Below are 19,059 nucleotides of genomic sequence, written 5' to 3' on the forward strand. Positions count from 1 at the left end.
AACCGGGAAAGCAGCCTGCTTCTTTAAAACAGCCTCGGTGTGCCCACCCAGACCACCACCGATTCCACGCGCGCGGTGTTCATCCAGCTGTGCGGCACCGTCGATTCGTAATGCGCGCTGTCTCCTGCACGCAGAACAAACGTCTTGCCTTCCAGCGTCAACGACACTTCGCCGTCGATCACATACAAAAACTCTTCACCGGCGTGCGTCGTGACCTCCGAACGCTTTTGCCCCGGCGGCATCTTCACGAGGATCGCCTCGAGCTGCCGGCCACCGGTCACGTTGGTCAGACGCGCGAACAGATTGGCCGAGTCCGCGAAACCAAAGAACTTCAGCTGATCGCCGCGGCTCACCGAGCGCTCCTCGCTCGGTGTGTCGACGAAATACTGCACCGTGACCCCGAGCGCGTGAGCGATGCCGGCCAGCGACGTGATGGAAGGCGATGCGAGACCACGCTCCACCTGCGACAAAAACGGCTTGGAAATGCCCGCCGCGGTTGCCGTGTCGTCCAGCGTGCGCTTCAGCCGTTGCCGCAGCGCGCGGATCTTGCTGCCTACTTCGAGTGCCGCATTGCTCTTATGAATTGTCGTGACCATAGCAGGAGGAAATTAGCCCGTCAAAATTTGTTTGATATAAGCAAATATGGTTTGATCCGGCCTTGCCGGGACTGCGGGCCTGAGGCCCCGGCTTCAAACCCACCGCCATTTTCGAGACAACACGCTATGTTGCCAGAAGCTACAAGACGCTCAGCCGATGCGGCCGGCAATGCGGAAATGCCGCGGCTTTCTTCGGAAAGGGACGTGACACGATTCGGCGGTGTCTGTATCTATGCGCGGTGGATAGGCGGGCGGCCGTAGCAAGCAGAGTTGGCTTCAGCGATGCGCCGGTTCGCGCAGGCCGCACGCGATTGTCGGCACGCGCACGGTTTGCCGTGCGGCGCTGCGAATCGAGGACCATTGCGCGGGCGCACCGCCCACGTAGCGCCCGCGGCGGTGCGTCAAGCGGGCCGCTGCCATTGGCCACGCGGAAGTATCATGTCGCGGACATAACAGGTAGCCAGTCAGAATGGAAATCCACATTGCCGTTCAAGGGCATCACGACCTCTCCGGGCAGATCTATCGGCAGTTGCGCGCCGGTATCCTGGAGGGGCGCCTCGCCGGCGGCACGCGTTTGCCGTCCACGCGCGATCTCGCCGCGCAGCTCGGCGTCTCGCGCAAGACCACGCTCGATGTTTTCGAGCGGCTTCTTTCGGAGGGTTATCTCACCGCGCGGGCCGGTTCGGGCACCTTCGTGGCCGACGGTCTGGAGCGCCTGCCGGCCGAGCGCTCGCCTCATGCGCGCGCGGCCGCTTCGTCGCGCGAACCTGCGAAGACGAAGAGCGACGCCGCGCGCGCCCAACCGCTGTGGGAGCAGATGCCCGACAGCCTGCCGATGCCGCGGCCTTCCGTGGCATCGCCGCACGATTTCGTCGGCGGGGCCACTGACAAGACGTTGTTCCCGTTCGACGCCTGGCGCCGTTGTGTGAATCACGCGCTGCGTACGCAAGCGCGCGGTCCCGGCACTTATCGTGACGCGGCGGGCGAACAGGAATTGCGGCTCGCGATTTCGCGCTACCTCGCGTTCAATCGCGCGGTGTCCAGCAACTGGGAAGAAGTGATCGTGACGCAAGGCGCGCAGCACGCGCTCGACCTGCTCGCGCGCGTCACGCTCGGGCCCGGCGAAGTAGCCGCTATCGAAGATCCCGGTTATCCGCCCGCGCATGCGTGCTTCACGGCAACTGGCGCGCGCGTGGCGCACGTGCCGGTCGACCGCGAGGGTTTGATCGTCGGCAAATTGCCGGACAACGCGCGGCTCGTCTACGTGACGCCGTCCCATCAATTTCCGCTCGGCATGCCGATGAGTCTCGAGCGCCGCGTCGAACTGCTGGAATGGGCGCAAAAACGCGGTGCCGTGATTATCGAGGACGACTACGACTGCGAGTACCGTTTTGAAGGCCGGCCGATGGAGCCGCTGAAAAGTCTCGACCGTGCAGGACTCGTCGCCTATGTGGGCACGTTTTCCAAAACCATTTTTCCGGAACTGCGAGTCGGCTACGTGGTGCCGCCGACATCGCTGTTCAGGCCGCTTTTCAAGGCCCGCCAGATCGCGGACTGGCACGGCTGCACACTCACGCAAACCGCGCTTGCCTCGTTCATGCTGAACGGCGATTTCGCCAAGCACCTGCGGCGCATGCACAAGACCTATGCGGCGCGGCGTGCGACGCTGCTTTCGCATCTGCAAGGCCCGCTCGCGCCGTGGTTCGAGCCGATCGTGCCGACGGCCGGCATCCACCTCGCGGCGCGCTTGCGGGCGCCGCTCACGGAGCAGGCGGTGGTGACGGCCGCGCGCGACGCGTCGATCGGTCTGTATGGACTGTCGCCGTTCTATCAGCGCGCGAAACCGCAGGCGGGTCTGATCTTCGGCTACGGCAACATTGCTGGGCAACATATCGACGCTGCGTTGCAGAAGCTTGCGGGCATCCTGCCGCGACTCCCTTCATAGCCGCATGCAAGCGCGCCCGGCGCCGTGACGTTGCAACGGCACATGTGGTGCGGCCAATGCGGAGTTACCCGAAGGCTCTGTCCGAGGCTCGATTCGCGAGCGAGCGACATGGCGCGCAAAGGACTCGTGCGTAGCGCAAACGGCCTGTTCAAAGCGTTAAAAATGTTCTGGCGACGGCGCACACAGCCGTCGCCGCCGCGCAGAATGTCCCGCTATACAGGGGTTGAAACCGCTTGTAACGCACTTTACCAATCGGTGTTGCCCCGTGCGCAGAAGCAGTTTAGCCCCTGAAACAAGGCTCAAAATGAGTTCGGCAGTCTGCGCCGCGCAACAAACCTGTGCTCTGATACACAAAAGAGTCGCGCAAATCGCATGAGCGCTTGTAGAATCCGGCGTTGAAGCGTGCGCATACGGTGTGCGCTTCGTGCAATTCACTGACCACAACAGGTAGGAGAAACATGCCGACTTCCGCAAAAAAGGTGGCCAAGAAGGCTGCTGCCCCGGTACCGACCAAGAAGGTTGCTGCAAAGAAAGTCCCTGCGAAGAAAGCTCCCGCAGCTAAGAAGGTCGCCGTGAAGGCGTCCGGCGCACCGTCGCCGATCAAGGACACCTTCACGAAGGCCTCGCTGGCTGCACACGTTGCTGAACGCGCAGCGGTCGAACCGAAGGCTGCCAAGGCCGTTCTGGCCGCGCTCGAAGACACGATCCTCGGCGCAGTGCATAAGAAGGGCGCCGGCGAATTCACGCTGTCGGGTCTTCTGAAGATCGTCGTGCAAGCCGTGCCGGCCAAGAAAAAGCGCTTCGGCAAAGACCCGTTCACGGGCGAAGAGCGCTGGTTCCCGGCCAAGCCGGCTAGCGTGCGCATCAAGGCACGTGCGCTGAAGAAGCTGAAGGACGCTGCAGCAGGCTAAGCTCGCTTCACACCTTTGCTCAGGGCGGCTCAGGCCTCGGCATTGCAAGCAGTCAGAATCCCCGTGGATGCAACTCCACGGGGATTTTTTTGGCGCCTGCCTTCCGCGCTCTCTCGTGCGGTGCGCCCCAAAATACGACGCGCTGCATCGTCGGGGCCACTTATGCACTGTACTAGCGCATCGTGTGCGGCAGCAGTACGATGGCAGCGACGCGCGACGCTTTGCGATGCGCGCTTCATGTGCATGTCTGCCGGTTTGGCGCGCTAAAAGCTCAATGGCATAGCGCTTGCTTGAATGAAGTCGAACACCGAATGCGCAGCGCATTCGCCTTCTATCCGACAACAAGAGCGGGGCGTGACATGCGATGCTATGACGAGATGCGTCATCATGACGATGCCGTGCGGCCACATTACGCGCGCTTTGAGCGGTGGCTCTCGAAGCAGGGCAATGAAGCGATCGCACGCAAGCGTGCGGAAGCCGACCTGCTGTTTCGCCGGGTCGGCATTACGTTCGCCGTGAACGGCGACCTCTCCGGCACCGAGCGGCTGATTCCCTTCGATCTCATTCCACGCATCATTCCGCGCGGCGAATGGCAGACGCTGGAAGCCGGCCTGCGTCAGCGCGTCCAGGCGCTCAATCTGTTTATCCACGACGTGTATCACGATCGCAAGATCGTGCGCGCCGGCATCGTGCCCGCGGACCAGGTCTATACCAACGCGCAATACCGGCCGGAAATGCAGGGCGTCGACGTGCCGCTCGGTGTTTACGCGCATATTGCCGGCGTCGACGTGGTGCGCGCCGGCGACGACGGCGAGTTCTATGTGCTCGAAGACAACCTGCGGGTGCCGTCGGGCGTGTCCTATATGCTCGAAAACCGCAAGATGATGATGCGGCTTTTCCCCGAGCTGTTCGTGCAGAACCGCATTGCGCCCGTCGCACATTATCCCGATCTTCTGCTCGATACGCTGCGCTCGGTCGCGCCCGAAGGCGTCGACGATCCGGTCGTGGTCGTGCTGACGCCGGGCATGTACAACTCCGCGTATTTCGAGCACACGTTCCTTGCGCAACAGATGGGCGTCGAGCTGGTGGAAGGCAAGGACCTGTTCGTCGACGATAACTATGTGTTCATGCGCACGACGCAGGGGCCCAAGCGGGTGGATGTGATCTATCGCCGGGTCGACGACGATTTTCTGGACCCGCTCGCGTTCCGCAACGATTCGGCGCTCGGCGTACCCGGCCTGCTGACCGCGTATCGGGCGGGGCGCGTCGCGCTCGCCAATGCGATGGGCACGGGCATCGCCGACGACAAATCGATCTACCCGTACGTGCCGGACATGATCGAGTTCTACCTGGGTGAGAAGCCGATCCTGAACAACGTGCCCACGTTCCAGTGCCGCAAGGCCGACGATCTTGCCTACACGCTCGCGCATCTGCCGGAACTCGTCGTCAAGGAAGTGCACGGCGCGGGCGGCTACGGCATGCTCGTCGGGCCCGCCTCGACGAAGGCGGAGATCGAAGCGTTCCGCGAGCGTCTGATCGCGCGCCCGGCGGGCTATATCGCGCAACCCACCCTGGCGCTTTCCGCTTGCCCGACCTTCGTCGAATCCGGCATTGCGCCGCGCCATATCGACCTGCGTCCGTTCGTGCTGTCGGGCAAGACGGTCACGATGGTCGCGGGCGGACTGACCCGGGTCGCGTTGCAGGAGGGCTCGCTCGTCGTCAATTCGTCGCAGGGAGGCGGGACCAAAGACACGTGGATGGTCGACTGACGCGGTTGCCGCGCGGCTGGCCTGGCCGCGCCCGCAACCCAGCGCGCCGGGGCGCTCATCGAAAGCCGCCGGCGCATACGGATAACCAGCGCGAGCTTTACTTCAAGAGACCTCGCGTCATTAGATACGGAACGCCGTCATGCTAAGCCGCACCGCCGATCACCTCTTCTGGATGGCCCGCTACATGGAGCGCGCGGAGAACACCGCCCGCATGCTCGACATCAACCTGAAGGCGCTTTTGCTGCCGCAGACGCCCGACCAGGAGGCGCGCGCGCAACGTTCGGTGCTGCGCATCTCCGAACTGGAGTCCGCCTTCGCGCAGCGCTATGACGAGCCGACGCGCGAACACGTGCTCGATTTCATGGTGGCCGACGCGACGAACCCGTCGAGTATTCATTCGTGTTTGCACGCCGCGCGCGAAAATGCGCGTGCCGTTCGCGGCACCTTGACGACCGAATGGTGGGAGACGATCAACGATACCTGGCTCGAATTCAACGAGCGTATTTCGTCCGGTCAGGCCGCGGCGAATCCCGGCGCGTTGTTCGAATGGGTGAAGTTTCGCTCGCACCTGTCGCGCGGCGTGACGATCGGCACTGCGCTGCAGGACGACGCGTTCTTCTTCACGCAGCTCGGCACGTTTCTCGAGCGCGCCGACAACACGGCGCGTATTCTCGACGTGCGCTTTGCCGACGTGGAGCCGAATTCGCGCGACGCCGCGCGCCAGCTCGAAGACTTCTATTACTGGACGTCGATTCTGAGCTCGGTGTCGGCGCTGGAAATCTATCGCAAGGTGTATCGCGACGTTGTCACGCCGGCCCGGGTCGTCGAATTGATGATTCTCAACCAGCAGATGCCGCGCTCGCTGCTCGCCTCGCTCGAAGGCGTCTGCGCGAATCTGGCGATGCTGCGCACGTCGGGCTCGAACCAGTGCGAGCGGTTCGCCGGCAAGCTGCGCGCCGAACTGCTCTATGCGGATATCCGGCAGATTTTCGAAGCCGGCCTGCACGCGTACCTGACGCAATTCCTTGCTCGCGTGTTCGAGCTCGGCAATCTCGTCGCGCGTACCTATCTTATGCTGCCAGTCGCCTGACGGAGTTTCCATGTACCTGACGATCCGCCACGAGACGTCCTATCGTTACGAAGCGACTGTCCATTACTCGATCCAGCAATTGCGGCTTACGCCCGCAAGCGGCGCCTCGCAGGTTGTGCGGCGCTGGAGCATCGACGCGCCGGGCAAGCTCGACGCCACGTTCGACGCCTACGGCAACGCGCTGCATACGCTCGTCATCAACAAGCCGCACAGCGAGATTCGCCTGCACGTGGCCGGCGAAGTCGACACGATTGCGCTGCGGGACGGCCGTCTTCCCGACGATGCCGGTCCGATTCCGCTCGAGCATTTCACCTGCGCGACGCGCCTCACGGAGGCCGACGCGGCGATTCGCGAACTGGCCGGGTCGGTGCCGAGTCTCGGGAGCGCGTCGGGTCTTATCGCGCTGTCCGAGCGGATCGTCGAACAGGTCAGGTACAACCCGGGCGTGACCGAGGTGACCAGCACGGCGGCGCAGGCGCTCGCGCTCGGCAATGGCGTGTGTCAGGACCATGCGCATCTGATGCTCGCATGCTGCCGGACGCGCGGCGTCCCGGCGCGCTACGTGAGCGGCTATATCGAACCGGGCGACGTCGCACACGCGGCGAGCCACGCGTGGGTGGACGTGTGGCTCGACGGCACGGGGTGGGTGTCGATCGATGTCACACATGCCGCCTTCGCCAGCGAAATGTACTGCAGGCTGGCTGTGGCGCGCGATTACGAGGCGGCGGCGCCGGTGCGCGGCCGGCGCATCGGCGGCAGGGAGGAGCAGTTGAAGGTGTCTGTCAACGTCACTGCGCAGATGTCGCAGTAGGCGGCGCCGGGTCTCGCGTCGCGCGAGTCGCCACTGCTATCAAGTACAAACCCGCAACGGCCGTAATACGGTGAAGAGGCGCATTCGCGCCGCATTACAATAGCGCCGTTCAGTTGTTTTTTGCGGGTACTTTTCCCTATGACCTACTGCGTAGCGATGACCGTCGACGAAGGTCTCGTGTTTCTTTCCGACACGAGGACCAACGCGGGCGTCGATCACATCAGCACCGCGCGCAAGATGTCGGTGTTCGAGCAGCCCGGCGAGCGCGCCCTCGTGCTGCTGGGCGCGGGCAATTTGTCGCTCACGCAAGCCGTGCTGCACGAACTGTCGGAGCCGGCGGATGCCGCGAAGCCCACGCTGTGGACCGCGCCGACCATGGCGGACGCCGCGCGCGTGATCGGCGAGGCGGTGCGTTCGGTGCATCAGCGGGAGGCGGCGGCGCTGCAGGAATTCGGCGTCGACTTCAATTGCAGCTTCATTCTCGGCGGACAGATCGCCGGAAACCGGCCGCGTCTCTTCATGATTTATGCGGCGGGCAATTTCATCGAGGCGTCGGCGGTGAATCCGTACTTCCAGATCGGCGAGGCGAAATACGGCAAGCCGATCATCGACCGGGTGCTGACACCGTCGACGCCGCTTGACGAAGCCGCAAAATGCGCGCTCATCTCCATGGACTCGACGCTGCGCTCGAATCTCTCGGTGGGGTTGCCGCTCGACTTGCTGGTCTACGAGAAAGACTCGCTGCGCGTCACGCGCTTCGTCTCGATCGATCACGACAATGCTTACTTCGAGATGATTCATCGCACGTGGGGCGAGCGGCTGCGTCAGGTGTTCGGCGAAATTCCGGATCCCGACTGGCAGGCGTCGCCCGAAGTGCCGACGCTGCAGCGCGAGCGGGCGCTGGTACTGTACCGCGCGCCGGTGGGCGCGGACGGCGTCGAACATGAACTCGATATGAACCCGGCGCAGACGCTGGCCCAGGCGGAGAAGGGCAAAGCGCAGCGGCGGTAGGTGCGTGGGTGTCGGCTGTGCGTGGGGAGAGCCGCGTCGCCGGCGGGCCGAACACCCTGCATCAGGAAAATGAAGGTCGCCATGAACCCCGCGCGGGGTGAGTCGGCGGCCTTATTTTTTGGGCGCGATCTGACTGCTCGTCGCTGCGGACCCGAATGCTACGGACGAAAAAAAACCAGCCACCGGCTTCACGCCCGTGGCTGGTTTCGAACTGCGTACGCTTCAGCAGTCCGTCAAGTCCAATTAGAACTTGTGGCGGATACCCAGGCTGACCACTTCTTGCGAGCTGGAAGCCGAGTTGTAGCCGTACGAACCGACTGCTGCGCCTGCGCTGACCAGTGCACCGTTCGAAGCGCGCTGATCGCCGCTTGCGTGCTGGTATGCGCCGACCAGGTAGATGTCCGTGCGCTTCGACAGGTTGTAGTCGCCGCCCAGCGAAACCTGGTGGTACGTTGCGCTCGCGTCGCCGCTAGCCTTCGTGTAGATGTAGCCCACGCCAACCAGCAGTGCCGGCGTTGCCTGGTAGCCCAGGTACGCGCCTGCGACGTTGTACTTCTCGGTCGAACCGAAGCCCGACTGTGCGTCCGGCTTGTACTGCGCGTTGCTGTAACGCACGTTGGCCGTGAACGGGCCCGCGACGTATTGAACAGCAACCGAAGCGATGCCGATCGACTTGGCGGCGGCGTACGGGTTGATCTGGTTGTCGAACGTGCCGTCAGACGTGCTCGTCGCACCCCAGCCTGCACGGGTCGGCGCTGCGGTGTGCGGGTTTTCTGCGCGGAAGTAGCCGGCAGCAATGCTGAACGGACCCGTTGCATACGTTGCCGCGCCCGACCACGTTTGACCTGCGCCCGTGGAGCCAGCGATGCCGCCGAATGCGTACATGCCTTCGAACTGGAAGCCGCCCCACACCGGCGAGGTGTACTTGACAGCGTTGTTCGTGCGCGACGAGTTGTCGTTGTTGTCCACGTCGCCCGGCGTCGTGAACGTCGAACCGAAGTAGTTGTCTGCCGTCAGCGGTTGGACCAGGTCGACGACCGGGTCATACTGGCGACCCAACGTGACCGTACCCCACTGGTCGCCGGTCAAACCGACATATGCCTGACGACCGAACATACGACCGCCCTGGTTCAGACGGCCGGTATTCGGATCAAAGCCGTTTTCCAACTGGAACAGCGCCTTCAGACCGCCGCCCAGATCTTCCGTGCCCTTCAAGCCCCAACGGCTGCCTTGCAGGTTGCCGGCGACCAGGCCGACCTGGTTCTTGTTCGCGCCCGTCGCGTCGACGGTGTTGTGCGCAAACTGGATCGATTCATCGATCAAGCCGTACAGGGTCACGCTGCTTTGAGCGTGTGCGACGCCGGTAGCGCCGAGAAGCGCCAGCGAGAGGGTAGACAGTGCGATTCGTTTCATCCATTTCTCCACGCAGATGATTAGTTTACTTGTTGCGGAAAGGAGAATAGCTCACCGCGTCAATCGGTAAGAACTGGAAAAAAAAGAGTGTCGCCAAAAACTGACAATCGTCGCAAAGCCTTGTATTTAAAGCCTGTTGGCCATTGTTTCCGTTTTTGCAATATTGTTTCGTTGCATTCGCATTATTGTTGTTTTGTTGACGACGAACGTTTCCACTGATGTCCTTTTGGCATTAATTTGTAAGCTGGACGTAAAAAACTCGTCTAGCAGAGGGGGCGTCGCCCGGCACGTGTTCAGGCAGCACAGTGCAGGTTGGCCGAAAAGCGGACTAGACAGGTCCCAGCGATTGTGATCCACGCGCACCAATAAGGTGCGGCCCTTCGCCGCCTCGCTATCTGGCCGGCGTGTCCTCGTCGCGCGCGTGCCGCGCCATGCTCGCTGCCGCGAGGCCCGCGGCGGCGGCGAGGGCGACAGACTTCCACGGGTGCGCGCGCACGTAGCGATTCGCGGCGGCCGCTTTGCGGCTGGCGCCCAGCAGCGTCACCGCGGCGAGATGCGTCGCTTCGGCTTCAGCGGAAATCACCGAGCGTCCGACCTTGAGCGCGGTCGCCGCGACCGATGCTTTTTCGCCCGCTCGCGACCGCCGCCCGCCAGCAGCAGATAACCCGGCGCGCCGGTCCGCGGAGAACGCGGCGCCGATCCCGGCGCGTTGGGCGTGGTCTTCGGCACCGAACGCGTGCTCTTCCGCGTGCAACGCCGCACTCGCCGGAACGGTCGACGCCGCCAGCACCGACGCGAGCTTGGCGCGGCTCCCCGGCGGCGAATCGCTCTGGATGCCCCAGCCGCCGCGCGGATCGTTGAGCCGGCCGCGGGCCGCCGAAAATTCCGCGCCGAGCAGCAGCACCGCGGCCGAGAAATACAGCCACATGAGCAGCACTGCGAGCGATCCCGCCGCGCCGAACGAACTGGCCATGCCCGCGTGCGCGAGGTACAGCGCAAACAGCTTCTTGCCCGCCGAAAACAGCACGGCCGCCACCACGCCGCCGACGAGCGCATCGCGCCAGCGCACGCTCGCGTCGGGCAGGAACTTGAGCAGGCCGGCAAACGCAAACGCGAGCACCAGCAGGCCCACGCCGAGCTGCAGCAGATTGCCGATCACCACGTAAGGCGAGTCGCCCCACAGCCATTTGCCGATAAAGGTAATCACCGTGTCCAGCACGAGCGAAACGATCAGCAGAAACGCGACGCCGAGCACGAGTCCGAATGAAATCAGTCGCACGCGCACGAGCGCGATCACGCTGGAGGTGCGTGGCCCGCTGTACGGCCACACGACGTTGAGCGCGCTGTTCAGCGATGAAAACGTGGCCGACGCGCCGATCGCCAGCATCGTGAACGAGATGATGGCCGCAATGCCGCCCGCGCTGCCGCTGTGGTGCGCGTTCTCGACGATGGTCTGCACGCCCGCCGCCGCCTGGTCGCCAAGCAGTCCGTGGATATGGTCGAACAGTTCGCCGCGCGCGGCCTCGGCACCGAAGAACCAGCCGGCCACCGCAATCACCATGACGAGTGTCGGCGCAAGAGAAAACGCGGCGTAGAACGCGATGCTCGCCGCCATCGCGGAGCAGCGGTCGTCGGAAAACTTCCTGAGTGCTCCGATTGCCCAGTTCGCCTGCGCGCGCGCCACGTGCTGGAGGTTTTCGGCGGAAAGCGTGTCGATGTCCATGGTCGAAGTCTCAATGGGTACGGGCGCCGGTCGGCATGCGCGAGCCGCTCGGTCGGACGCAGCCTTCGTATCGCTGACTTTCGCAAACCTTGTGCCTGTGACTATAGCAAGCGTGCTCTGCGCGCGCCGCGCGCGTGCCGCTAGAATGCGAAGGCTCTTCTCATCGTTTCCACTATCAGCCATGCATTCGCACGAAGCCCTGAAGCAGTTGGACGTGATTCCCGCCGAAGAACTTGCCGCGTCGTTGCCGGCGCCTGTGCTCGCGCAACTTCCGCGGCAGGGCGTCACGGTTTTCTCCGTCACCGACGACGCTTCGGACACCGCCGCCTTCAGTGCGCGTTACGGCTTCGGTCTGGAAGACTGCGCGAATACGATCGTGGTGCGCTACAAGAAAGACGGCGGCGAGCACTACGCGGCGCTCGTTTCGCTCGGCTCGTTGCGGCTCGACATCAACGGCGCGGTCAAGGCGGTGCTCGGCGCGCAGCGGCTCTCGTTCGCGAAGCGCGAGGCCGCGGTCGAACTGAGCGGAATGGAGTTCGGCGGCATTACGGCTTTCGGCTTGCCGGATGGCTGGCGCATTCTCGTGGATGCGGCCGTGATGGAGCGCGCACAGATTGTGATGGGAGCCGGCGTCCGCGCAGCCAAGCTGCTGCTTGCACCGGACGTGCTGCGCCAGTGGCCGCGCTGCGAGATTGCAGCGATGACGCTCCCGGCCGAGTGACTGCGGCCGGGCGGAGAGGCGAGGCGCGGTTGCCACGCGGTCCGCGAGGCGGCCGCGCGGCTTCTTCGAGCAAGATCAGATGATCAACGCTCAGATGACGAGGCGCGACACCTTCGTGCCTTCCAGAGACACGCCGGCCATCAGCCCGCCGTTCGTCAACACGAACGCTTCGACGGGGCTCGTCGCCGTCGACGTATCGATCGCGCCATTCGCGCCGACCTTGAGCACCGCGACGGTTGCGTCGGCGCCTGCTGCCCAGCCCTGACTATTGAGGAATTTGTCGAGCGCTTCCTGCGTCATGAACAGGAAAATCAGCGCCTTCGACTGCGCGCCTATCTGCAAGCCGAACGATCCTGCCACGGTGCTGTAGTAGCCGGTCGTGCGACCGCCCACGCGCAGCGCGCCTTCGCCGTATTGGCCGCCGACCCAGAAGCCCGCCGAAATCACCGACGGGAACACCAGCACGCCGCGCGCTTTGGCCACGAGTTCGCGCGAGCCGCCGACATTCGCGTACAGACGCGAAAGCGTGGAGTCGACTCCGGCGTTAATCGTGTCGCGCTTGTTGGCGTTGGCGGACGCCGACGCGTTCGAAGACGAGGACGTGGTGGTGCAACCGGCGAGGCCGAGCCCCGCGGTTGCGAAAGCCGCGCCGGCCGTCGTGATGAATTGTCGTCTGCGCATGATAGTTGTCCTTTTACGTTTATCGAGGCGGTTTTTCTTTATCGATCAAAAGGGTAATGCCGTGACACCGGCCCATAAGGACCGGGGTCAATGATAAAGCAGCATGTGCCGTGCCTGATCCATGCTGCCCGCGCAGAGCGGCATGAATGCATGGGAGGCGAGGAATCCGCGCGGGCGAGCGGCGCGGCTTCCTCAATGATCGCCGTTACATGGCGGGACGAATGTTCTGGTTATGACGGAAGACGTTATGCGGATCGTAGCGGCTCTTCACGGCGACGAGCCGTTCGTAGTTCGGGCCATATGCATCGGCTACGCGGCTTCCTTCTTCCTGGGTCATGAAGTTCACGTAGACGCTGCCGAGCGAGAAGGGCGCCGCGGCGTCGAAAAATGCGCGAGCCCAGCCGATGCAACGATCGTCGTCGGCGGGATCGTCCCAGCGGCCATGCACGTTCATCGCGTAGTGCGTATCGCGGCTCGAATAAGCGGTCGCGTTCACGGGCACGCGCTGCGTTTGGCCGCCGATCTGGCCGAAGAAAATCTCGCACTGCGGCGAAGGCAGATTCCCGATCGACTGAAGCAGTGCGTCGATGAGGCCGTCGTCGATGCCGGCAAGATTGTGCGACTTCCAGTAGTTGCGCGATCCGGGCGTGAGCAGCGGGTCGAACGCCTGCTGCCACGCTACGAACGGCATTTCGCCGAGATGTTCGCCGACCGGCGTGCCGAACGTCTTCACTTGCGCAACCGCCGAAGGACCGTTGGCGGTCGGTCCCGTGTAGCAGTTCGCGAAGATGATGACCGGCTGACCGTGGACGTCGGCGGGCAGGAACGGCAGCGGCGGCGCGAGCCGCAGCACCGCCCACACGGAGAGATCGTCGGGCATTTGCGTGGATGCCGCGCGATATCTGACGAGCGCGTCCCTCGCCTGAGCGAGCGGAAAAACGACGAGGCCGCCGTACACCATCGGTCCGACCGGATGCAGCGCAAACTCGAACGAAGTGACGACGCCGAAGTTGCCGCCGCCGCCGCGAATCGCCCAGAACAGATCTTCGTTCGATTCGGCGCTGGCGCGAAGCAATTCGCCGTCGGCCGTGACGACGTCGGCGGAGATCAGATTGTCGACCGTCATGCCGTATTTGCGGCTTAGCCAGCCAAAGCCGCCGCCAAGCGTCAAGCCCGCCACGCCGGTGGTCGAATTGATGCCGAGCGGCGTCGCGAGCCCGAAGGCCTGCGCTTCATGATCGAAGTCCGCGAGCGTCGCGCCGGGTTCGACATACGCGCGTCTTGCCACGGGGTCGATCCGCACGGACTTCATCCGCGAAAAATCCATCACGAGGCCGTCTTCGCACAGCGCGCTGCCGGCAATGTTATGGCCGCCGCCGCGCACGGCGAGCGGCAGATTGTTCGCGCGCGCGAAGGCGATGCCGCGGCGCACGTCGGCGACTCCCGCGCAGCGCAGGATCATCGCCGGGCGGCGGTCGATCATCGCATTCCAGATGCCGCGCGCTTCGTTGAAGCCGGCGTCTTCGGGCAGCACCAGCTGCCCGCGTATAGCGGCTTTCAGTTCTTCGATGGCGCTGCTCGACACGTGTGCCATGGCTTGTCTCCAGGGTGTTGTGAGGGCGCTCTCCGAGCACCGTTGACTGACCGAAGCAGACCGAAAGTTTGTTGACAGACTGATTCAGCGTCCAGTAAACGGGGCGGCTCCGCGCAGTCAAACACACGTAAACCCGCGTGCGGCTCGCTGCGCGCTGCGAGGCCCGCGCAGCGGGCTTGCGCGGGCCTGGCCGTCAAATAGTGCGGCGCCGAGCGCGCGCAATGATGCATGCGCTTGCGGAAAAGATCGCGTGCGAATGTGTTGGCTGGCCGCGAATCCGCATGGTTTGGTGCGACTGGTATGAGGAAAACGCGCTGCCCTGCGCGGTACCACGGCCTAGCGCGGCACTTCAATGATCTTGTCTTGAGCCACGACGAAAACCCTTTCTCCCTTCGTGCGGGCGTCGTCGCGCGCGCCGCCGGTAAAGCTGCCGAATGCCGGCAGCACGCCGCATTGCGCGCCGAACCGAAAGCATGGCACGCGGACGGAGTCGTGACGCGTGGCGATCCGATAGACGGGATGCAGATGGCCGGCGAGTGCATACGCACCGTCCACGGTCTGCGGGTGATGACACAGCGCCCACGGTCCGATGCGCCACGGCTCCTGCACATAATCGACGCGAAGTGCATCGGGTAAGGCGCCCGCATGCAGGTCATGATTGCCTTCCACTAGCACGATCCGCAAACTCGCGTGCCGCGCGCGCCAGACGTGCAGCGCATCGAGCGTTTCTTCGGCGTGCGCCTCGCGCGCATGTAGCAGGTCACCGAGAAAGACCAGCATGGCCGGTTCGAATTCGGCGATGAGTATGTCGAGGCGCATCAGGTTGTCCGCCGTGGAGCCCACCGGCACCGGCACGCCGCGCGCACGGAATACCGCGTCCTTGCCGAAATGCGCATCGGCGACGAGCAGGCCGCGCAGCGCGGGATCGAAGGCGGCGCGCAAAGTCGACAGGACAAGCGGGTGGCCCGCAATATCGACCGGCAGCGCAGCGGGCTTCATACGCGGGCCGCCTTTTCCAGTTCCGCGAGCATCCGCTCCACGCGATCCGCGAGCTTTTCCGTGCTGACCTTCTCGCGCAGCCGTCCGACGATGAGCGGAAATGCAAACGGAGTCGGTTTTTCCGGCTGCGTGAGAACGAGGCGGCTCGCGTTCATCCGCTGCAGCGCGGTGCGAATGCGTTTGGCGTCGAGTTCCTGCAGCAATACTTCCGCGTCCGCCTGGTCGAGTAACAGATTGCCGCTGTCGTGATTGCGGAATATCTCGTAGAAAAGGCCGCTCGACGCCTGCAATTGCCGCGCGCTCTTCTGCTGTCCGGGATGCCCCTGAAACACGAGTCCGGACACGCGCGCAATTTCGCGGAAGCGGCGCCTCGATAATTCCGAAGAATTCAGGCTGGCGAGAATGTCGCGATCCAGTTCTTCCGCCGAGAGCAACCCGCGCTGCAATTCCGCGGCCCAGTCGAATGGTTGCGCAGACAACAACTCGAAACCATAGTCGTTCATGGAAATGGAAAAAGTACCGGGCTTCTCCCGCGCGACTCTCCATGCAAGCAATGCGCCCAGACCGATATGTGCGGTTCGCCCTGCAAATGGATAACAGAAGAAGTGATGCCCTTCGCGCGTTTTGAGTACTTCGGCGACAAGCACGCCGGGCTCCGGCAACGCCGACCATTTCTTCTGCAATTCGAGCAGTGGCCGGACCGCGCGCATTTCCGGTTCGTCATAGATGCCGCCGGCGGCGCGCGCCAGCATCGTCAAGGTCGCTTCCGCGAGTTCGGAGGAGAGCGGCATGCGGCTGCCGGCCCATTGCGGCATCGCGCCGCGCGCGGACGTCGCGCGTTTCACCCACGCGGTCATGTCCTGCACGCGAATCAATTCGAGCGCGCGTCCGCCGAAGGTGAAAATATCGCCCGGTTTCAGGCGTGAAATGAACGACTCCTCGATTGCGCCGATGCGCCCGCCCGCCAGATAGGCGACATTGAGCGTGCCGTTCGCGACGATGGTGCCGACGTTGTTGCGATGCCGGCGCACCAGGTCTTCGCGGGGCACGCGGTACATGCCGTCGTTTTCGCGCACCACGCGGTGGTAGTCCGGATACGCGCGCAGCGCGGTGCCGCCGCCTTCCACGAAGCCCAACGCCCAGCCGAATTCCTGCTGGGTGAGATTGCGGTACGCGTAGGCGCTGCGAACTTCGTCATAGAGCGCGCGCGCGTCGAAGCCTCCGCCGATGGCGACCGTCACCAGATGCTGGACCAGAACGTCGAACGGTTTCTCAGGCGTGTCTCGGCCCTCTATTTGCCGCTTGTCGACCGCTTCGCGCGCGGCCGCCGCTTCGACGAGTTCGAGCGCGTGCGTGGGCACAATCGTCACGCGCGACGGCCGGCCGGGCGCATGGCCTGAGCGGCCCGCACGCTGCATCAAACGCGCGACGCCTTTCGGCGAGCCGATCTGGAAGACGCGTTCAACCGGCAAAAAGTCGACGCCGAGATCCAGACTCGATGTGCACACAACCACTTTCAGGAGGCCGCTCTTCAGGCCGCGCTCGACCCACTCGCGCACTTCCTGATCGAGCGAGCCGTGATGCAAAGCGATTGCGCCGGCCCAGTCGGGCCGCGCTTCGAGCAGCGCCTGATACCAGACTTCGCATTGCGAGCGGGTGTTGGTGAATACGAGCGAGGTGCGCGCCTCGCCGATTGCAGCGGCCACGGCCGCGACCTGGCGCATGCCCATATGACCGCCCCATGGAAACCGCTCGATGGTCTCTGGAATGACCGTATCGACGATCAACGCCTTCGGCAACTTGCCGTGCACGCTCACGCGCGGGGTCCTGACTGGCGCGAGCAGCACCTCGGCTGCGAAGGCGAGATTGCCGAGCGTCGCCGACAAACCCCACACCTGCAAGCCGGGCTGCCAGTGCGCGAGCCGCGCGAGTGCCAGTTGGGTCTGCGTGCCGCGCTTGTTGCCGAGCAACTCGTGCCATTCGTCGACAATCACAAGTCTCACATGGGAGAGCACTTCGCGCGCGTCGGGCCTTGTGAGGATGAGCGTCAGGCTCTCGGGCGTCGTAATCAGCGCAGACGGCATGCGCCGGTTCTGGCGCGCGCGTTCGGCCGGGGACGTGTCGCCGGTTCGCAAGCCGACTGTCCACGGCACGGCCAGTTCGATGGCCGAGCTTTGCAAGGCGCGGGCCGTGTCGGCCGCGAGGGCGCGCATCGGCGTGATCCACAGAATCGTGAGCGGCTCGGGCTGCGTGGGAGCCGCGCGCTTACGCGCGGAGCTCGAACTCGCACGAGACGAGCCCTTGCCGCCAAAGGCGGCGAGCGCGCCGAACCACACGGCCCACGTCTTGCCCGCGCCCGTGGTCGCATGCAGCAAGCCGCTCGCGCCTCTTTCCATGTCGCGCCAGACGTCCCGCTGGAAATCGAACGGCTGCCAGCGGCGCTGCTCGAACCACTCATGGAGCTTGGCGGCAAAAGGGCGGCGCGCCGCTTCTTCGTCGATCACGAACGCCTGCGGCTCGAAGGCCGGCTCGCGAGCGTCGAGGCGCGCCTGCTGCTCGCGACTGAGCGGAATGCGTCGCGGCCGGGGCGCGCGGCGCCGCTCGGGCGCGGCCGCAGGCGGTGCAACGTCCTGTTTGTCGGGGTCGACGGGTTCTTTCATTGACAAGCGCTGGTTAGCATCGGATCAGGCGGCCGGCGATTTCTGGCTGTGCATTTCCTAATGGACTCTGCGCGCAAGGCGCTGGTTCACCAAATCTCGCTGATACGCGGGAGCGGTCCGTGTTTAAATGCCGGGGCTTCAACGGCACCTGGCCCAGCAGTCACCGACGGCGGTCCACACAGGCGGTCGGCAACCGCGCTCAGCAACCGCGTGACGCTCAACCCGCAGTTCCATTCATAACGGAGTTTACGTGGATAACAAGCTCGCAGCGTTGCCTCGCGTGACCCTGCCAATCGCGGCCGCTCAGGCGCAGCCGGTTTGCGGCGATGTAACAGCGAACCTCGCGAAGACGGTCGAATTGACCGGTGTTGCCGCCGACCGCGGCGCCAGACTGGTGGTTTTTCCCGAGAAGTTCCTGAGCGGCTACGAGCCCGGGCTGATTGCCGGCGACCCCGCAAGGTATGCATTCGAGGCGTCCGATGCACGCCTCGATCCGATCCGCGAGGTGTGTCGCCGCCGCGGCATTTCCGTCGTCGTGGGCGCGGCCACGCGCGCAGCGCACGGGCTGCATATTTCCTCGCTCGTATTCGATTGCTGCGGCGAGGACGCCGAGCCCTATCACAAGCAGTATCTATATAGATGCGAAGCGGAAATCTACCGGCCGGGCACGCGAGGCAGCATCCTCGAACTGGACGGATGGCGGCTCGCGCTCGGCGTATGTTACGACTCGGGCTTTCCCGAGCACGCGCGCAACGTGGCTATCGACGGTGCGCACGCTTATCTCGTGAGCGGGCTCTTCAGCGTCAAGTCCGGCTATCACCAGTCGCGTATCTGGTTCCCGGCGCGGGCGTTCGACAACACGCTATACGTATTGCTCTCAAATCACGTCGGCACGACGGGCGGCTGGGACACCTGTGGGGCGAGCGCGATCTGGAGTCCCTATGGCGATGTGATCGCGCAGGCCAGCCGCGAGCGCGAAGAAGTGATCACCGCGCTGCTCGACCCCGTGGCGCTGGCCGAGGTCCGCGAACGCGAAACGGCACTCGCCGATTTCGTCGCGCGCGGCGATACCGGCGCGGGCGGCGTTTCCGTACGGCGGCTCGATTGACGGCGCGCGACTAGCGTTGCGCTAGAA

The 19,059-nt window shown here is 64.2% G+C and carries 15 protein-coding genes; 8 read left to right on the top strand and 7 right to left on the bottom strand.

The genetic code is table 11. The annotated features are described in order from the left end of the window. Nucleotides 1-23: 23 nt before the first annotated feature. Entirely contained in the window at nucleotides 24-596 is a 573-nt protein-coding gene (locus HV711_RS01190; RefSeq protein WP_013590707.1) for a cupin domain-containing protein, read from the bottom strand. Nucleotides 597-1,065: 469 nt separating this feature from the next. On the opposite strand from HV711_RS01190, the gene pdxR reads away from it, so the two are divergent. From pdxR to HV711_RS01220, 6 genes are all read left to right on the top strand, one after another. After that, on the top strand, nucleotides 1,066-2,541 hold the full coding sequence (pdxR, locus tag HV711_RS01195) for a MocR-like pyridoxine biosynthesis transcription factor PdxR (RefSeq protein ID WP_035476389.1): 1,476 nt from the start codon (nucleotides 1,066-1,068) through the stop codon (nucleotides 2,539-2,541). Between the two features lie 458 nt (nucleotides 2,542-2,999). Beyond that, nucleotides 3,000-3,452 carry an HU family DNA-binding protein gene (locus tag HV711_RS01200; protein WP_013590705.1) on the top strand — a complete coding sequence of 151 codons (453 nt, stop codon included), beginning with the start codon at nucleotides 3,000-3,002 and terminating at the stop codon, nucleotides 3,450-3,452. 359 nt (nucleotides 3,453-3,811) lie between these two features. Continuing rightward, a complete protein-coding gene (locus HV711_RS01205; RefSeq protein ID WP_035476617.1) occupies nucleotides 3,812-5,221 on the top strand; it encodes a circularly permuted type 2 ATP-grasp protein in 1,410 nt (469 codons plus the stop codon). A gap of 139 nt (nucleotides 5,222-5,360) precedes the next feature. After that, a complete protein-coding gene (locus HV711_RS01210) occupies nucleotides 5,361-6,311 on the top strand; it encodes an alpha-E domain-containing protein (RefSeq protein ID WP_013590703.1) in 951 nt (316 codons plus the stop codon). Between the two features lie 10 nt (nucleotides 6,312-6,321). Beyond that, nucleotides 6,322-7,122 (top strand): transglutaminase family protein, encoded by an 801-nt coding sequence (locus tag HV711_RS01215; RefSeq protein WP_013590702.1) that lies wholly within the window; start codon nucleotides 6,322-6,324, stop codon nucleotides 7,120-7,122. A 138-nt stretch (nucleotides 7,123-7,260) separates the two neighbouring features. Then, the gene (locus HV711_RS01220; protein WP_028360693.1) at nucleotides 7,261-8,133 is read left to right on the top strand and encodes a proteasome-type protease; all 873 of its coding nucleotides are present in this window, start codon (nucleotides 7,261-7,263) and stop codon (nucleotides 8,131-8,133) included. 243 nt (nucleotides 8,134-8,376) lie between these two features. Here HV711_RS01220 and HV711_RS01225 read toward each other — a convergent pair whose 3' ends face one another. After that, nucleotides 8,377-9,546, bottom strand: a complete 1,170-nt coding sequence (locus HV711_RS01225) for a porin (RefSeq protein ID WP_013590700.1) — start codon at nucleotides 9,544-9,546, stop codon at nucleotides 8,377-8,379. 391 nt (nucleotides 9,547-9,937) lie between these two features. Continuing rightward, the gene (locus tag HV711_RS01230) at nucleotides 9,938-11,269 is read right to left on the bottom strand and encodes a YihY/virulence factor BrkB family protein (protein WP_035476386.1); all 1,332 of its coding nucleotides are present in this window, start codon (nucleotides 11,267-11,269) and stop codon (nucleotides 9,938-9,940) included. Nucleotides 11,270-11,450: 181 nt separating this feature from the next. Between HV711_RS01230 and HV711_RS01235 the strand changes: the two genes are divergently transcribed. Then, nucleotides 11,451-11,990, top strand: a complete 540-nt coding sequence (locus tag HV711_RS01235; RefSeq protein ID WP_028360695.1) for a YbaK/EbsC family protein — start codon at nucleotides 11,451-11,453, stop codon at nucleotides 11,988-11,990. 90 nt (nucleotides 11,991-12,080) lie between these two features. On the opposite strand, the gene HV711_RS01240 is transcribed toward HV711_RS01235, so the two are convergent. The 4 genes from HV711_RS01240 to HV711_RS01255 form a co-directional block, all read right to left on the bottom strand. Further along, nucleotides 12,081-12,671: a BPSL1445 family SYLF domain-containing lipoprotein gene (locus HV711_RS01240; RefSeq protein ID WP_013590697.1), complete on the bottom strand. Its 591-nt coding sequence runs from the start codon at nucleotides 12,669-12,671 to the stop codon at nucleotides 12,081-12,083. Nucleotides 12,672-12,876: 205 nt separating this feature from the next. After that, nucleotides 12,877-14,265: an FAD-binding oxidoreductase gene (locus HV711_RS01245; protein ID WP_014972208.1), complete on the bottom strand. Its 1,389-nt coding sequence runs from the start codon at nucleotides 14,263-14,265 to the stop codon at nucleotides 12,877-12,879. A gap of 336 nt (nucleotides 14,266-14,601) precedes the next feature. Continuing rightward, entirely contained in the window at nucleotides 14,602-15,264 is a 663-nt protein-coding gene (pdeM, locus tag HV711_RS01250; protein ID WP_028360696.1) for a ligase-associated DNA damage response endonuclease PdeM, read from the bottom strand. Further along, the gene (locus tag HV711_RS01255; RefSeq protein ID WP_035476382.1) at nucleotides 15,261-17,924 is read right to left on the bottom strand and encodes a ligase-associated DNA damage response DEXH box helicase; all 2,664 of its coding nucleotides are present in this window, start codon (nucleotides 17,922-17,924) and stop codon (nucleotides 15,261-15,263) included. The genes pdeM and HV711_RS01255 overlap by 4 nt, the downstream gene beginning before the upstream one ends. A gap of 250 nt (nucleotides 17,925-18,174) precedes the next feature. Between HV711_RS01255 and HV711_RS01260 the strand changes: the two genes are divergently transcribed. Continuing rightward, complete coding sequence (locus HV711_RS01260; RefSeq protein ID WP_035476379.1) at nucleotides 18,175-19,032, top strand: carbon-nitrogen hydrolase family protein; 858 nt, start codon at nucleotides 18,175-18,177, stop codon at nucleotides 19,030-19,032. Nucleotides 19,033-19,059: the final 27 nt, after the last annotated feature.

The sequence above is a fragment of the Paraburkholderia phenoliruptrix genome (genome assembly GCF_902859825.1).
Taxonomy (GTDB): Bacteria; Pseudomonadota; Gammaproteobacteria; order Burkholderiales; family Burkholderiaceae; genus Paraburkholderia; species Paraburkholderia phenoliruptrix.

Excerpts from the sequence above, each read along its gene's own strand:
- HV711_RS01190 (WP_013590707.1), bottom strand. The coding sequence starts at position 596 with ATGGTCACGACAATTCATAAGAGCAATGCGGCACTCGAAGTAGGCAGC.
- pdxR (WP_035476389.1), top strand. The coding sequence starts at position 1,066 with ATGGAAATCCACATTGCCGTTCAAGGGCATCACGACCTCTCCGGGCAG.
- HV711_RS01235 (WP_028360695.1), top strand. The coding sequence starts at position 11,451 with ATGCATTCGCACGAAGCCCTGAAGCAGTTGGACGTGATTCCCGCCGAA.
- HV711_RS01200 (WP_013590705.1), top strand. The coding sequence starts at position 3,000 with ATGCCGACTTCCGCAAAAAAGGTGGCCAAGAAGGCTGCTGCCCCGGTA.
- HV711_RS01225 (WP_013590700.1), bottom strand. The coding sequence starts at position 9,546 with ATGAAACGAATCGCACTGTCTACCCTCTCGCTGGCGCTTCTCGGCGCT.
- HV711_RS01210 (WP_013590703.1), top strand. The coding sequence starts at position 5,361 with ATGCTAAGCCGCACCGCCGATCACCTCTTCTGGATGGCCCGCTACATG.
- HV711_RS01245 (WP_014972208.1), bottom strand. The coding sequence starts at position 14,265 with ATGGCACACGTGTCGAGCAGCGCCATCGAAGAACTGAAAGCCGCTATA.
- HV711_RS01205 (WP_035476617.1), top strand. The coding sequence starts at position 3,812 with ATGCGATGCTATGACGAGATGCGTCATCATGACGATGCCGTGCGGCCA.
- pdeM (WP_028360696.1), bottom strand. The coding sequence starts at position 15,264 with ATGAAGCCCGCTGCGCTGCCGGTCGATATTGCGGGCCACCCGCTTGTC.
- HV711_RS01220 (WP_028360693.1), top strand. The coding sequence starts at position 7,261 with ATGACCTACTGCGTAGCGATGACCGTCGACGAAGGTCTCGTGTTTCTT.
- HV711_RS01215 (WP_013590702.1), top strand. The coding sequence starts at position 6,322 with ATGTACCTGACGATCCGCCACGAGACGTCCTATCGTTACGAAGCGACT.
- HV711_RS01230 (WP_035476386.1), bottom strand. The coding sequence starts at position 11,269 with ATGGACATCGACACGCTTTCCGCCGAAAACCTCCAGCACGTGGCGCGC.
- HV711_RS01255 (WP_035476382.1), bottom strand. The coding sequence starts at position 17,924 with ATGAAAGAACCCGTCGACCCCGACAAACAGGACGTTGCACCGCCTGCG.
- HV711_RS01240 (WP_013590697.1), bottom strand. The coding sequence starts at position 12,671 with ATGCGCAGACGACAATTCATCACGACGGCCGGCGCGGCTTTCGCAACC.